We start from the raw sequence: 13,563 nt of genomic DNA on the forward strand, positions 1-13,563 counted from the left end.
TCGGCTGCATTGACTGGGTTACACCCTCACGGTCAGGCCATCCCAGGGGATCAGGTAACCATGCTGATGGGCGTACCTTGCGAGTTCCTGGTGTTCGGGGTTTCCCTGGTGTGACAGGTGCGTGGCGTAGATTTTTGCGTTGTCTTCAAGCAGACCTGCCTCCCGGAGCCAGGCCATGGTGGCACGGAAGCGTTCTGCATTCAGGTGCCCTCCTCCATCGCAACCCGGGCCATAGGTGTGGTCCAGCACCACCAACGAGAAACGGAGACCGCTGACTGAAAGCTGGTTCTGTGTGGGCTCCAGCAGGGTGTCCGTGTCCGTCGCGTACAGCAGGGCGCGCCCCCCGGATTGGATTGCGTAGAGCAGCGATTCTGCAGCAGCGTCGTGGTTGGCTTGAAAAGCGGTGATGTGGTGGTCCCCGATGGTTGTGGATTCGCCTGCCTGAAGGGGGTGAACCTCGGTGTTGAGCAGGTGTTGCGTTTCTGCCCTCACAAGATCCCCTTCAAAACCTGTGGCTTGCAGCATCATGGACATGCGCCCCAGTGTCCCTGAGGAAGCAACCAGGGTCAGGGGGGACGCCCAGATGCAGCCGTAATCGGGAATGCGGGTGATCAAATGGTTGGGATCGAAGTGATCGTGGTGCGGATGGGTTTGCAGGAGAAAGCGAATCTGACCCGGGTCAAAACCAAAAGTCAGCAGGGCCTGGATGCTGTCTGGTCCCAGGTCAATCAGCAGGTCCCGGTTGACCATCACGCTGGAGCGTCGCCGAATGTTCTTGCCACCCGTGCCCCGGGCTTGCTGACAGATGGTGCAGGCGCAAAAAGGCAGGGGGTAAGCGCTGTCAGCCGCTGTGCCCAGAAAAGTGAGTTCCATGAACCAGTGTAAAACGGAAGCTGGGAGGTGATGGTCTGAATCCTTTAAAGCTTTTGCTTTTTCCCTGTGTTTTTTCCCTGTGCTTATGCATTGGCCTGGGCCTGGTGAAAAAGCCGAAAGAAAAGAGAAAGGTGGAAATTGGGGGTGAGAAGAAGGAAGAAAGGTGGAGATTGTGGGTTGGGGGAGCTTTGATTTAAGCTCGTGAAAAAAAGATTGAATTGAATTTGATTGAACAGGGCTCTTTACCCTGCTGGTGGAGTCGCTGGTATCATGCAGAGGGTCACCATGAAAATCGTTTGCATCTCAGACACCCACAACCAGCATGACCAGTTGCAGTTGCCCCACAGTGACGTGCTGATTCACGCTGGTGATTTTTCCATGCGGGGTCATGTTGCAGAAACCCAGGCTTTTCTGACCTGGTTTGCTGCCCAGCCTCACCCCCACAAGATCTTCATTGCAGGCAACCACGACTTCATCTTTGAGAAACGACGCAAGAAAGCCCGGGCCATGGTGCCTGATGGAGTGATCTACCTGGAGGATGAAGGGGTTACGCTGGAGGGGGTGAAGTTCTGGGGATCACCCATCACACCGACTTTTTTCGACTGGGCCTTCAACCGTGGTCCGGCCACCATTGGCAGTTACTGGGACCTCATCCCGGATGACACCAACGTGCTGATCACCCACGGCCCACCTTTTGGGACACTGGACCAGGTGTTGCCAGAGGGTGAACACGTCGGCTGCCCGCGGCTCCTGGCAGCACTGGAGAGCCGTTTGTGCCCGAAACTCCATGTCTTCGGGCACATTCATGAGGCTTATGGTCAATTTGTGCAAGGTGGGCGGGTGTCCGTCAATGCGTCCATGCTCAACCAGGAGTACCTGCCGGTGAATCCGCCGGTGGTGGTTGAACTGTCCTAAGGGCAAGATCCCGAGGTTCACATCTGCGGGGGCTTTTCGCCCTGCAATGCCACTGCAGATGTGACGAACAGACTGTTGTGTGCAGGGGGTTGGGGTCAGTCGGTTCCTGCCTCTGCGTACCAGTTGCGGTCCCAGCGGTGCCCATACAGTTTTTGCACCTGCTCCCGGGGAAGCCCCTGTCCATCTGCCAGTTGCACGTTGCGTTCCACGTTGCGCACACTGCGCATGCCCACGATCACCGTGGACACGGCAGGATGGGAGAGCACAAAACGCAGGGCGGTTTCGGGCAACTGCTCGGTGTTGATCCCCAGGTCCTGTTCGATGGCCTGCAGGTGGGTTTGCAATTCTGTTTTGCGGTTCCCACCGAAGTAGTGGTTGCGCCAGTCCTCTCTGGGGAATTCCGTTGCGGGGGTGATTTTTCCGGTGAGTCCCCCTTCGTCGAGGGCCACCCGCACAATCACACCGACGTTGTGTTCCAGGCAGGCGTCCAGCAGACGGTCCTGGGGGCTCTGGTCAAAGACGTTGTAAATCACCTGCACGCTTTCCACCTGACCAGACTCGACGAGTTTCACCCCGTTGCTGGCCTGGTGGTCGTTGATGGAGATGCCAAAATGCCTGATTTTGCCTTCTTTTTTGAGTTGCCCTATGGCCTCCAGCCAGTCGCCCTGGTCGGTCCAGCTGTCATCCCACACGTGAAACTGTTGCAGGTCAATGTGGGGCAGGCCCAGGTTCTTCAGGCTTTGTTCGGTGCAGGCCATCACATGCTCACCTGGGTAGGTCTCCTGGGCGGTGGTGCGTTTGCGGGCAGGCCACAGGAAGTTTTTGGGTGGGACTTTGGTGGCGACCAGCACGTGCGGGTGTTCTCTGACCACCTGCCCCACCAGCCTTTCACTGTGACCATCTCCATACACCAGGGCCGTGTCAATGAAGTTGCCGCCCAGCTCCACATAACGCCGCAGGGCATTCAGGCTTTCGGTGTCCTCGGCCCCGATCCACATGCTCTGCCCGATGCCCCAGGCCCCGTATCCGATTTCGGTGACGCCCAGTCCAGTCTGTCCCAGTGTTCTCTTGTGCATGGTGTGTCCTTTCGTTTGTGCAGTGAAGAATGAACCCACAGGAAACTTGAAGGCCTGTAGGAGGCTTTGCCCGGGGGTGAATTGTGCTGCAGCGGGCACCCCATGCCATCCGGCAAGGCTGGGATGTTCCGGCATTTTCAGCTGCCCGCCCTCTTTGCCCTTTCAGCAAAGGCCTTTCACCATCCTGTTTCAGCCCAGAGCAAAAGCAGGATGCCGTCTCACATCAAAAAAGTGAGCGATCACATTCTACCATGACCTTTCAGGAAGCACCAAACCACTTCCACTGGATTCGCCTCATCTGTGGCGTTTTTCTCAGCATGGCCTGCGCAGCTTCACCTCAGGCTGCGCCTCCAGGCCGCCGGGGTCTGGCCCACGTTTTTCCTGAATTGAACAATGAAATGTGTGGGGTCTCCAAAACCACACGCAAGCCCGAGGTCTTCCACACCCATGTCGGTTTCCAGCAACAGCCGACGCGCTTCGGCCAGGCGGCGTTCGGTGATCCATTCCAGCACGGTTCTGCCGCTTTTCTGTTTCACCAGTAGGCCGGGGCGCGGTGCAGGTGCTGCGCCACCTCCCTCAGGCTGATGCCTTCCCGGAAGTGCCCTTCAATGAAGTCCCCAGCAAGGGTTGCATGCGCTCACTGGCGGGGTTTCCTGGGACAGAAAAACGCTCCAGTGCCGTGGTCAGCAAGATCAGGTAACCTTCGGCCATCTCCAGATAACGCAGTTCTTGCTGCGCCAGTTCTCCCGCCAGTTCTTCCATCCAGCAACACCAGCGCAGCACCTGACCTGTCTGCAGCAGGTGGGGACCATCCATGAGCCCCATGTGGGTGCGCCAGCGCCAGCTTTCCTGCAGGTGATGTGGGAGGGCATCCAGGTCAAAGGGCACCATCCAGCCATGGGCGTCTTTCACCCCCCTGCCATCCTAGAGGTGGCGAGGGCCAATCCGAAACAGCTGTCCTGCCTGCACGGGCACCTGCTGGCCATTGATGCGGTGGTGGCCTGCCCGTGCAGTGATCAGCACCAGTGAGTGAAATTGCCGGTAATGGGGACGGTCTTGCAGAGAAGCATGCTGTGGGTAAAGGCGCACCACTCCCAGCCGCACAGGCAGGGGATGGGCAGGTTGAAAGGTCACCACTTTGGGGGCAGGTTCAGTGGGCATACCAGAAGCATACCTTATCATCGCCGAGGGGAACTTCGTGTTCAGCCACTCCGAGGGGACATTTGCAGGCAAGCACGTGGCCTTTGCTGATTTGTTCCGCATCGAGAACGGCAAAATCGTGGAGCACTGGGATGCCATCCAGGAAGTTCCCACAGTGGGCCGCAACGCCAACGGGATGTTCTGACCGCCAGGCTGCTTCCTGCATGAGAATGGAAACATGAAACTTGAGCAGGTTCAAAAGAGCAGGATTCAAAAGAGCAGGATTCAAAAGAGCAGGATTCAAAAGAGCAGGATTCAAAAGCGACGAAGGGTGTTGTCCACAGGGTGTTGTCTGCGCAGTTGGGCACCGGTAAACTGACCTGAACCCATCAGGCCATTCCAACGAGGTGAACCCATGACCAGACCCCAGCCCACCGAGTACGTTTCCTTTTACGCCCGTTACATCGATATGGTGCCAGAAGAGGATGTGCTCGCTGCAATGCACCAGCAGGCCGCTGTGACTGCTGAGCAGATCCTGCGCTTTGCTGGCAAACCTGACGCCCGCTACACACCAGACAAATGGAGCGTCAAGGAGGTCATCGGTCACATGACCGACACCGAGCGGGTCTTCGGACAGCGGGCCCTGTTTTTTGCCCGGGGTGACCGTGCCGAACTGCCCCCTTTCGAACAGGATGACTGGATGAAGGAATGCGATTTCGGGGCCTGTTCGCTTGAGGGCTTGCTGGAGGAATTTCAGGCGGTGCGTCGGGGCCACGAACTGTTTTTTCGCCACCTGGCCGTGTCCGCCTGGGAGCGCCGGGGCATTGCTGGTGGCAATCCGTTCACGGTGCGGGCGCTGGCTTACGGCATGCTGGGCCATGAACGCGCTCACCTGCAGGTCTTGCTGGAGCGCTACAGCTGACCTCCTGCCAGGCCGGGAGCAGCATTTTGTTGATCGGTGACCAAAAAAGAACCCATGTCCCAGAAAACCAGGGCCGGTTGCAGGATGCGCAACTGTTCCCTCCTGGTGAAGCTTGCTCTTGCTCAACAGTCTCCTGCCTTCAGACTTCTGGTTCCAGGAGGGGCAACACCACGTGCTTGATGATCCGGGCTGTTCCCTCCGAAGGGTTGTGGTAGGCATAAGGCACATCGGAGGGGAAGGTCAGGGTGTCTCCTTGCTTCAGAGGAATGCGCTGCCCATTGTGTTCCAGTTCGATCTCCCCTTGAATCACATACAGGATTTCTTGCACGCCGGTGCGGTCGGGGGCGGCCTGGTAGTGGTCTCCGGGGGCCAGCGACCAGTGCCAGAGTTCGGTGGTGCAGGGCATGGGGGGGGAGGCCAGCATTTCGGCATGGCTGTCCGGGTGGGTGTTATGCCAGACCACCACGCCCTGCCAGGGGTGTTGTGGGGAAAAATCGATGGTGGAGCGGGTGGTGATCAAATCCATGAAGCGCACCCCCAGGGCGTTGGCCAGCAGGTCGAGGGTGCCCAGGCTGACGTTGTTCTGTGCACCTTCGATGGCAGCAATCATGCGCCTGCTGATTCCGGAGTGGGCAGCAAGGTCTTGCTGGGACCACCCTTTCTGGTTGCGGGCCTGCTTGAGGTTGCGGGCAATGTGTTGCAGGCGTTCCTGCAATTGGGTTGACATCGGTTCGTCCATTATGCAATATATTACACATCTCGCCTGTGCAATATATTGCACAGCACAGCTTTCCTCTGGCAGCAATCCGGCCACCCCCTCAAATCACCCCCACACGAATCCCAAGGAGCACCATGAACACGGCACTCGCAGGACTTCTCTCTGCCCTGACCTACGGCACCGCCGACTTCCTGGCGGGTCTCGCCAGCAGACACGACCCAGCCCTGCGGGTCATTGCCCTCACCCACCCCCTGGCCGCCCTCTTCCTGCTTGCCCTGGCCCTGAGCCTCGGGCAACCCATCCCGGCCCTGGAAAGCCTGCTGTGGGGAGCAGGCGCAGGCCTCATGGGGCTGCTGGCCCTGCTGGCCTTTCTGCAGGCCCTGGCCATTGGACCCATGGGAGCCGTGTCGGTCACTGCAGGAGCGCTCTCTGCGCTGGTGCCGGTGGGGGTGGGCCTTGTGCAAGGTGAAACCCTGAGCCTGCTGGGATGGGTCGGGGCTGCCTGCGTGCTGCTGGGAACCCTGTGGCTCACCCTGAGTCCCCATGGCCAGCACGCAGAAAAACACAGTTCTGGCATGCTGCTGGGCATCCTGGCCGGACTGGGCTTCGGGTTCTTCTTTGTGCTGCTCGGACAGGTCCAGGACAGCTCTGGAAACCTCTGGACCCTGGCTGCAGCCCGCATCAGCAGTTCCCTGGTGGCCCTTCCCCTCACCTTATGGACGGTGGGCCTGCAGCCCCGCAACCTCAAGCTCATCCTGGCTTCGGCTCCTGGAGACACGCTGGGAAACCTGTTTTACCTGCTGGCCGTGCAGGGCGGTGGACTCGCCCTCTCTGGACTCCTGACCAGCCTTTACCCTGCAGTGACCACAATGCTGGCGGTGCTGGTGCTCCGCGAGCACCTCAGGGGCAGACAGTGGGCGGGGATGATTGTGGCCCTGACCGGAGCAGCACTGCTCGCCACCTCCTGACCAGCGTTGCCGACCAGGGGCATTCGGCAAAGGTTTCCTCAAGAGTGAAGAAAATAAAGACGTTCAGGGGCACCCTCCCTGTACATTGAAAAAGTGAAGTCCGTGGACATGACTGAAAAAACACCCGACGAACCGGGGTGCAGGCCGCTCAGCCAGACCTTCAAACCCCATCTGTGGGGCCACGGTTCCTTCTGGCACCATCATGCCAGGTTCAAACGCGACATCCTGCTGGTTTTTTTCAACTTCCCCTCCAAAGCTTCCCCTGGAAGCCTGGTGGTCTCCGGCCTGTGTGCAGGGCTGGTCAGCAAGCATTTGTCCCCCAACCTCAAAACCTGTGGAGCAGGCTGACTTTCAGCCCCTCCTGGACGGGATTCATCAAGGAGCAACCATGCCCGCAAGCATCACCCGGGTCCTCATTGTGGAAGACAGCCCCGAAGACGCCGAAATCCTCCGGCATCACCTGAAACGCAGCGTTTCACCTGACCTGAAAGTGGTCAGCGCACAAACGGGCGCTCAGGGTTTGCAGGAAATGGCCGGGCCGAACCCACCGCAACTGGTTTTTCTGGACCTCAGCCTGCCTGACATGGACGGCATGGAGGTTTTGCACGCCCTGCAGGCCCTCAAAGACTCCCCCACCGTGATCGTGATCACTGGGAGTGGCAACGAAAGCACCGCGGTGAAAGCCATCAAATCCGGTGCCGCAGATTACCTGATCAAAAGTGCCCTCAGCGGCCAGAGGGTGCAGCAGGCGGTGCATCATGCCCAGGAGCAGCGCCGCCTGCAAACAGAACTGCACTTCGCGCAGGACCAGATGGCCTCCATGGTTCAGCAAGCCCCCATCGGGATGGCCCTGCTGGACCGCGATCTCTGTTTCACCCAGGCCAACCAGGCCTTCATGGACCTCACCAGACAAACCCAGTTGCCTGTGGGCACCCCCCTGCGCAGCATCCAGCAGCCCGTGGTGCAACAACTGCTCCCTCTGGCAGAACAGGTCCTCGGTGGCGGGATGTTCAAAGCCCATGCCCTCACCACTTTTGACCAGAACGAGGTGCGCCATCACCTGGTGCATGCTTATCCGGCCGCCCACCACCAGGGGGTGGTGCGCTGGGTGGGCCTCACAGTGGAGGACGTCACCGAACACCAGAACACCGCCACCTTGCTGAAAGAAAACCAGAAGAAACTCAATTTGCTGCTGTCCTCCACCAACATCGGCACCTGGGAATGGCCCATCAATGAGCACCAGACCCAGAACTTCGAAGAGCACCACAGCCTGCTCGGCGAAATCACCGAAGTGATGGAAGGCAAAGCGCACTTCACCAAGTTCCTGCACCCCGAGGACAAAACGCAGGTGCTGGAAAAGCTGGACCGTTACCTGCAGCAACCAGAACACTTCTCTTTTGAGACCCGCATCGTCACCCACGGCGGAGACACCCGCTGGATGCTGGTTCGCCGCGCACCGGACAGTCCAGAAGGGATGCTGAGCGGGGCGATCATTGACATCACCGAACTGAAAACCATTGAGGAGACCCTGCGGGAAAGCCAGCACTTCCTGGCCCGCATCACCAACACCACCCCCACGGTGCTTTACCTCACCGATTTGCACCTGCGACGGGTGATTTACGCCAACACCCAGTTCGAAGACATGCTGGGCTACCGGCCTGAGGAGATTTTGCAGATGGACGCCGGACAACTCGACCATCTGGTGCTCCCCGCTGACCTGCAGCTCACTCCCCTCCACCACCCCCAGATTGAGGGTCTCAATGACGGAGACATCCTGGGAACCGAACACCGCATCCTGCGCAAAAACGGACTCTGGCGCTGGTGGTCTTCGCGCAACACGGTGTTCGCAAGGGATGCCCAGCAGCACCCCACGGTGGTGCTCACCTGCGCAGTGGACATCACCGAACGCAAAACCGCCGAGGAAAAACGCCGGGAAGCCGAGCAGACCCTGCAGGAAAGCGAACACCGCTTTCAATTGATGGCCGATCAGGCCCCGGTGCTGATCGTGATGACCGACGAGGAAAAGCACGGGGTGTTCCTCAACCATGCCTGGATGGTGTTCACTGGTCATGCCGGGCCTGGGACGGCCAGCACCTGGCTGGAACCCATCGATCCTGAAGACCGCCCCCGGGTGGAACAGGTGTTCCGGCAGGCGCACCTGCAACGCAAAGGCTTCGAGGTGGAATACCGCCTGAAAAACCACGATGGGGAGCACTGCTGGATGTTTCACCGGGCGGTGCCGCGCTTCACCCCGGAAGGTGAATTCAAGGGTTTCATTGCGGCGGTGATTGACGTGCACACCCGCAAACTGGCCGAAAAAGGCCTCCAGGAAAACGAACAGCGCATGCGTGACCTGATGGACGTGCAAAAACGCTTTGTTGCAGACGCCGCCCACGAACTGAGAAACCCCCTGACCAGCATTCAGGGCAACATGGATTTGATGGTCCGGCACCGGGTGCTGGCCGAACAGGACCGCAGTGAAATCATCAGTGACGTGCAGCGTGAGGCCGCCAGGCTGGGACGGCTGGTCAACGACATGCTGCAACTCGCCCGTGGGGACGGTGGGGCCGAAATCCGCGAAGATGAAGTCGAACTGCATGAGCTTCTGCAGGACGTGTGGCAGGACTTCGTGCGCCTGCACAAGAACCACCACTTCAGGCTGGGCACCCTGCAACCTGCGCTGGTGCTCGGAGACCATGACCGCCTGAAGCAACTCGCCATCATCCTGCTGGAGAACGCCGTGAAGTACACCCTCCACGGAGGCCAGATCACCCTTTCGTTAAAACAGCAAGGAGACACCGTGGTGTGGAACATCGCCGACAGTGGGGTGGGAATTGCAGAGGAACACCAGGAGCGGGTGTTTGAGCGTTTCTTCCGGGTGGACCCTTCCCGGCAGAGCACCGGAAACCCTGGAGGCACCGGGCTGGGTCTGTCGATCGCACGCTGGATTGTCGAGAAACACGGAGGCAAAGTGTCCCTCACCAGCGTTCTGGGCGAGGGAACCACGGTGACAGTGGAACTCCCGGTGTTCACCCTGGAAGAACAGAACGCCTGAGGGAAGGTTTGCAGGGGTGGGGTCAGAGGGTGGGTCTGGACCAGAAGTTTCAAAAGAAGCCTTCTGGTCCAGGAATCAACGCAGCAGGGACCGCGTAGCTCAGAACAGGGGCCATTTTGACCCATCAGAATCATGTGGCTTCAAAGGTGTGGACTTCGCCCTGAATTCAGGGCTGCAAGGTCAGTCCCGTTCCCTGCCCTCTGGACAGGGTGATGTACTCCCCCCGTTGCCAGAGCGGCATGAAGTTGCTGTAATGGCTGCTCAGCACATTCCCATTCTGACCCAGGGTGGTGATGAAAAGGCTCTGTTCGGGCTGGGAGAGGTCCACAATCTGACGGTAACTGGGGCCAAAAACCTGCTGGTAGGTGGCAGACAGGTAATGCCCGACGTTCACGGTGGAGAGCCCGCCAGGGCTGGCAGCACTGCGGTTGAACAGCCAGCGCACCTGATCGCTGGCGTCGAACACGTGCTTGTTGAACACCTGGTGCAGTTTGCCCCACTGCCAGTTTTGCATGTTGTTGCCCAGCCTGCCTGAGAGGTCTTTCACGGCCAGGGTGAGCCCCTGTTGCAGCAGCTCACGGCAGTTTTTCAGTGTGGGGCTCTTGCAGTACAGGCCTTCATTTCTGAGCTGTCCCACCACGAATTCCGGGCTGCGTTTTTCTTTCAGGAAAGGCAGTTCATCCTGCACCATCTCTGCGAGTTGCTTGTACCAGGCGGCAAAGAGGGTGCTGCCCACGCTGTCTGTGGTTTGCTGTCCGTCCCAGGCAGAGAGGATGTTCAGCGCCTGCTGTTCCTGTTCATTTGCAGGTTTCACCTTCAGCAAGATGGGTTTGAGGTCCTGCCAGATTTCACTGTACACATCGTTCTGGATGGCTGCAAAAGTCTCCGGGGTGTGTCTGGGGGTGGCCTGGATCAATTGTTCGATGCGGCGTTTGCGGTAAGGGAAAGTCCACACCGGGTCGGCCCCCAGCAGGTAAGGGTAGTTGCCTGGAGCGACCTTCTCGTTGGCAGAGGCAATGTAGCCTTTTTCGGGGTTCAGCACATGCGGGAGGTCTGCAAAGGGAATGTACCCAGACCAGTCTCTGTCGCCAGAAATGGGCTCACTGCCATCCCAGCCTTTGCGGATGGGGATTTTCCCGGCGGCATAATACCCGATGTCTCCGTTCTGGGCTGCGAACACGAAATTCTGGGTGGGGGCCACAAAATGACTCAGGGCTTCGGTGAATTCCTGCCAGTTGCGGGCGTAATTGATGCCCACAAAGGCGTCCATGGTGGTGTCTCCGGGCTGCAGTGCGGTCCACTTCAGGCTGATGGTGTCTCCCACAACACGGGCACTTTCGCTCTGGTCGGAAACCACCGGGCCGTGCTGGGTTTCCCGAACCTGCAGAACCTCGTCTGCGTGGCCTTTGACCCGGATCACTTCCCGGCGGATGTTGAATTTCACCCCGGTTTTTTCCACAAAGAGGTCTTCCACATCCGGGTTGGTGTTGGTGACGCCCCAGGAAATCTGGTCGTTGCGGCCAATCACCACTGCAGGCATGCCAGGAATGGTGCCTCCAACCACGTGCAGGGTGGGCCCCTGCAGTTCTGCCAGGTACCACAGGCTCGGGGCGGTGAGGGACAGGTGGGGGTCATCGGCCAGCAGGGGTTTGCCAGACACGGTCCTGCTGCCCGAAACCACCCAGTTGTTCGAGCCCTTGTCTGGCACTTTCTCCATGCCCAGTTTCACCTGTGCCTCCCGCCAGGACCACACCTTTTCCAGGGACTGTGGATGCAGGGTGACAGGTTCTGAAGCTGCACTGGACACCTGTTGTGAAGACTGAACTTCCTGCTGGCTGAGGATGGTGGGGGCGTCTTGCGGATAGGCCGGAAAGAGTTCCCTCACCCCACGCTCCCCGAGTTTCTGGCGCACCCGTGCCGCCAGGACTTCATCGTCCCAGTTTCCGCCCAGATCGAAAGCCATCATTTTTTGCCAGCTGAGGGTGTCGATCACTGTCCAGGGTTCGGGTTTGTAGCCCAGCAGGGTGAATTCCAGCGGCAGTTTGCCCTGCTGAAGGGAACGGTTCACGCCGGCGGTGTAGGCTTCCAGCACCTTTCTGGTGTGCTCAGAGAGGGCCGGGTAGGCCTGTTCTGCGGCCCGGTAAAACCCCCAGGTGCGCAAAAACCTGTCTTCTGAAAGGGTGTCTTTCCCCAGCACTTCTGACAATCGACCCGCGGCCACCCTGCGCTGGAAATCCATCTGCCACAACCGGTCCTGGGCATGCACGTAACCCAGTGCAAAGAAAGCGTCCAGATCATCTGCCTGGGCTTTGATGTGCGGGACGCCGTTTCTGTCCCAGAACACCTCCACTTTGCCTTTGAGTCCGGGAGCCTGCAGGGTCCCACGGGTGGGGGCAGTGGTGCTGTAATACAGGTACCCCACTGCGCCGCCCAGCAGGAGCAGCACCACCAGCACAAACCAGCCAAGGGTTTTTCCAAGGATTCTCAGGACCAGGGACACAATGCCTCCTCAAGGGGGTGGTGCTGGATCTGCATTCCCGTCTGGCAGGCCACCGACTGCACCTGATGTGCAAAAGTGCAGGTGTGCCATTCCCAGCCCGGAAGGGGGTGCAGGGTGTTCAGCTGGGCAAGCTCTGCAGTGAGACCTTCTCCCGTGGCTTTCAGCCGGGCTTCTTTGCGGGTCCAGCACCAGAAAAAGCGTTCCACAGGACCACTTTTGATGAAATCCTGTTCTTCAGGGCTGAAAAAGCGCAACAACTCCAGGGGATTGAAGTCCGGGGGAATGTGCTCCACATCCACCCCCAGCGGACTGCGGGCCACCCCGATCAGGAGGGTGTGGCCAGAGTGGCTGACATTGAAGTGCAGATCGGGAAAATCCTGCAGAAAGGGCTTGCCTCTGGGGGTGCTGGACAGGCGCAAATCGGCAGGGGATGCCTTCAAATAACGGGACAGCAGAAAGCGGAGTTGCCCCCTGGCTGCTGCAAATTGCCGTTGCAAAAGGGAAGTGGTCAGACGTTCCCGACGCTGGTGTTCTTGCAGGCTGAGGGTGTTCAGACAACTGGAAAGCAGGTCTTCTGAAACATCCAGTGTGCCCTGCCACAGGTGCACCTGCTGCGCGGTCGGTTCAGGCCAGACCAGAGGCGATTTGAAAGGGGCAATCACAAGCTGAGCACCCCTTTCAGGCGGGCACGCATGTGTTGCAGCAAGTGCTGGCTGTGGGTGCGCACCAGAAAGTGGTCGCCTTGCACGGTCAGCAGTTCAAAATCTTCAGCAAAATCTTCAGTGGTGCAATCCTGCCAGTGCTGCATGTCTGCAGGGGTCGCATGGGGGTCCTGGATTCCAGCCACGGCACCGATGGGACACCCGAGTTTCCCTGTCACTGCTGGAGCGGTTTCCACCAGTTGAAAATCGGCCCGCAGCAGTTTCAGCACCAGGGGCCTGAGCAGGGGTTCCTCGAAGACTTCAGGAGGGGTGCCGCCCAGCGAGAGGATGCGCCCAATGAAGTCCTGGTCGGAGAGCAGGTGCCAGGCTTCCTGACGGAAATGCAAAGGAGCTGCGCAGCCCGAAACCCACAGGTGTTCTGGCAGCGGGAGGCCACGCTGTTGCAACTGCAGGCACACATGGTAGGCCACCAGTGCACCCATGCTGTGTCCGTAAATCAGGTAAGGCTCGTGCAGGTAGGGTTGCAGCTCTGCAATCAAAATGTCCACCAGAGGCTGCATCTGCTGGAAGGGGTCTTCCATGATGCGGTTTTCCCGTCCAGGCAGTTGCACTCCCCACACCTGCAGTCCGGGGGCCGACCAGTTGCGAAACATGGAAGCTCCACCCCCGGCGTGCGGCAAACAGAACATCCGCATGCCGAAAGGATGGTGGGGCGGCATCAACCAGGGGCTGTT

General features: G+C 59.2%; 15 protein-coding genes. 6 read left to right on the forward strand and 9 right to left on the reverse strand.

Going from position 1 to position 13,563, the window contains the following annotated elements; genetic code table 11:
• Positions 1 to 18 precede the first annotated feature (18 nt).
• Positions 19 to 873 (reverse strand): MBL fold metallo-hydrolase, encoded by an 855-nt coding sequence (locus tag IEY52_RS21590; RefSeq protein ID WP_189006825.1) that lies wholly within the window; start codon positions 871 to 873, stop codon positions 19 to 21.
• 285 nt (positions 874 to 1,158) lie between these two features.
• Between IEY52_RS21590 and IEY52_RS21595 the strand changes: the two genes are divergently transcribed.
• Positions 1,159 to 1,788 (forward strand): metallophosphatase domain-containing protein, encoded by a 630-nt coding sequence (locus IEY52_RS21595; RefSeq protein ID WP_189006828.1) that lies wholly within the window; start codon positions 1,159 to 1,161, stop codon positions 1,786 to 1,788.
• Between the two features lie 95 nt (positions 1,789 to 1,883).
• Here IEY52_RS21595 and IEY52_RS21600 read toward each other — a convergent pair whose 3' ends face one another.
• The 4 genes from IEY52_RS21600 to IEY52_RS21615 form a co-directional block, all read right to left on the reverse strand.
• Positions 1,884 to 2,864, reverse strand: a complete 981-nt coding sequence (locus tag IEY52_RS21600; RefSeq protein ID WP_189006831.1) for an aldo/keto reductase — start codon at positions 2,862 to 2,864, stop codon at positions 1,884 to 1,886.
• 332 nt (positions 2,865 to 3,196) lie between these two features.
• Entirely contained in the window at positions 3,197 to 3,400 is a 204-nt protein-coding gene (locus IEY52_RS21605) for a helix-turn-helix domain-containing protein (RefSeq protein WP_189006834.1), read from the reverse strand.
• Between the two features lie 40 nt (positions 3,401 to 3,440).
• Positions 3,441 to 3,776, reverse strand: coding sequence for a hypothetical protein (locus tag IEY52_RS21610; protein WP_189006837.1), 336 nt, complete (start codon positions 3,774 to 3,776; stop codon positions 3,441 to 3,443).
• A gap of 12 nt (positions 3,777 to 3,788) precedes the next feature.
• On the reverse strand, positions 3,789 to 4,025 hold the full coding sequence (locus tag IEY52_RS21615; protein WP_189006840.1) for a cupin domain-containing protein: 237 nt from the start codon (positions 4,023 to 4,025) through the stop codon (positions 3,789 to 3,791).
• A gap of 37 nt (positions 4,026 to 4,062) precedes the next feature.
• Between IEY52_RS21615 and IEY52_RS21620 the strand changes: the two genes are divergently transcribed.
• Positions 4,063 to 4,209: a nuclear transport factor 2 family protein gene (locus tag IEY52_RS21620; protein WP_189006843.1), complete on the forward strand. Its 147-nt coding sequence runs from the start codon at positions 4,063 to 4,065 to the stop codon at positions 4,207 to 4,209.
• Between the two features lie 210 nt (positions 4,210 to 4,419).
• On the forward strand, positions 4,420 to 4,926 hold the full coding sequence (locus IEY52_RS21625) for a DinB family protein (protein ID WP_189006846.1): 507 nt from the start codon (positions 4,420 to 4,422) through the stop codon (positions 4,924 to 4,926).
• Between the two features lie 139 nt (positions 4,927 to 5,065).
• On the opposite strand, the gene IEY52_RS21630 is transcribed toward IEY52_RS21625, so the two are convergent.
• Positions 5,066 to 5,653 (reverse strand): helix-turn-helix domain-containing protein, encoded by a 588-nt coding sequence (locus IEY52_RS21630; RefSeq protein WP_189006849.1) that lies wholly within the window; start codon positions 5,651 to 5,653, stop codon positions 5,066 to 5,068.
• 125 nt (positions 5,654 to 5,778) lie between these two features.
• Between IEY52_RS21630 and IEY52_RS21635 the strand changes: the two genes are divergently transcribed.
• The 3 genes from IEY52_RS21635 (at position 5,779) to IEY52_RS21645 (ending at position 9,667) form a co-directional block, all read left to right on the forward strand.
• Positions 5,779 to 6,612 (forward strand): EamA family transporter, encoded by an 834-nt coding sequence (locus IEY52_RS21635; protein ID WP_189006852.1) that lies wholly within the window; start codon positions 5,779 to 5,781, stop codon positions 6,610 to 6,612.
• A 108-nt stretch (positions 6,613 to 6,720) separates the two neighbouring features.
• A complete protein-coding gene (locus IEY52_RS21640) occupies positions 6,721 to 6,960 on the forward strand; it encodes a hypothetical protein (protein WP_189006854.1) in 240 nt (79 codons plus the stop codon).
• Positions 6,961 to 7,000: 40 nt separating this feature from the next.
• Entirely contained in the window at positions 7,001 to 9,667 is a 2,667-nt protein-coding gene (locus IEY52_RS21645) for a PAS domain S-box protein (RefSeq protein ID WP_189006857.1), read from the forward strand.
• Between the two features lie 166 nt (positions 9,668 to 9,833).
• Here IEY52_RS21645 and IEY52_RS21650 read toward each other — a convergent pair whose 3' ends face one another.
• From IEY52_RS21650 to IEY52_RS21660, 3 genes are read right to left on the reverse strand one after another with little or no spacing between them, the layout of a single operon-like run.
• A complete protein-coding gene (locus IEY52_RS21650) occupies positions 9,834 to 12,167 on the reverse strand; it encodes a penicillin acylase family protein (RefSeq protein ID WP_189006860.1) in 2,334 nt (777 codons plus the stop codon).
• On the reverse strand, positions 12,152 to 12,829 hold the full coding sequence (locus IEY52_RS21655; protein ID WP_189006863.1) for a 4'-phosphopantetheinyl transferase family protein: 678 nt from the start codon (positions 12,827 to 12,829) through the stop codon (positions 12,152 to 12,154). The genes IEY52_RS21650 and IEY52_RS21655 overlap by 16 nt, the downstream gene beginning before the upstream one ends.
• The gene (locus IEY52_RS21660; RefSeq protein WP_308425024.1) at positions 12,826 to 13,548 is read right to left on the reverse strand and encodes a thioesterase II family protein; all 723 of its coding nucleotides are present in this window, start codon (positions 13,546 to 13,548) and stop codon (positions 12,826 to 12,828) included. Before IEY52_RS21660 ends, IEY52_RS21655 begins: the two co-directional genes overlap by 4 nt.
• Between the last annotated feature and the right edge of the window lie 15 nt (positions 13,549 to 13,563).

It is taken from the genome of Deinococcus roseus (genome assembly GCF_014646895.1).
Classification (GTDB): Bacteria; Deinococcota; Deinococci; order Deinococcales; family Deinococcaceae; genus Deinococcus_C; species Deinococcus_C roseus.

What these genes read in the sequence shown, in the direction of transcription:
- IEY52_RS21590 (WP_189006825.1), bottom strand. Translation starts at nt 873, where the DNA reads ATGGAACTCACTTTTCTGGGCACAGCGGCTGACAGCGCTTACCCCCTG.
- IEY52_RS21595 (WP_189006828.1), top strand. Translation starts at nt 1,159, where the DNA reads ATGAAAATCGTTTGCATCTCAGACACCCACAACCAGCATGACCAGTTG.
- IEY52_RS21600 (WP_189006831.1), bottom strand. Translation starts at nt 2,864, where the DNA reads ATGCACAAGAGAACACTGGGACAGACTGGACTGGGCGTCACCGAAATC.
- IEY52_RS21615 (WP_189006840.1), bottom strand. Translation starts at nt 4,025, where the DNA reads ATGCCCACTGAACCTGCCCCCAAAGTGGTGACCTTTCAACCTGCCCAT.
- IEY52_RS21625 (WP_189006846.1), top strand. Translation starts at nt 4,420, where the DNA reads ATGACCAGACCCCAGCCCACCGAGTACGTTTCCTTTTACGCCCGTTAC.
- IEY52_RS21630 (WP_189006849.1), bottom strand. Translation starts at nt 5,653, where the DNA reads ATGTCAACCCAATTGCAGGAACGCCTGCAACACATTGCCCGCAACCTC.
- IEY52_RS21635 (WP_189006852.1), top strand. Translation starts at nt 5,779, where the DNA reads ATGAACACGGCACTCGCAGGACTTCTCTCTGCCCTGACCTACGGCACC.
- IEY52_RS21640 (WP_189006854.1), top strand. Translation starts at nt 6,721, where the DNA reads ATGACTGAAAAAACACCCGACGAACCGGGGTGCAGGCCGCTCAGCCAG.
- IEY52_RS21645 (WP_189006857.1), top strand. Translation starts at nt 7,001, where the DNA reads ATGCCCGCAAGCATCACCCGGGTCCTCATTGTGGAAGACAGCCCCGAA.
- IEY52_RS21660 (WP_308425024.1), bottom strand. Translation starts at nt 13,548, where the DNA reads ATGCCGCCCCACCATCCTTTCGGCATGCGGATGTTCTGTTTGCCGCAC.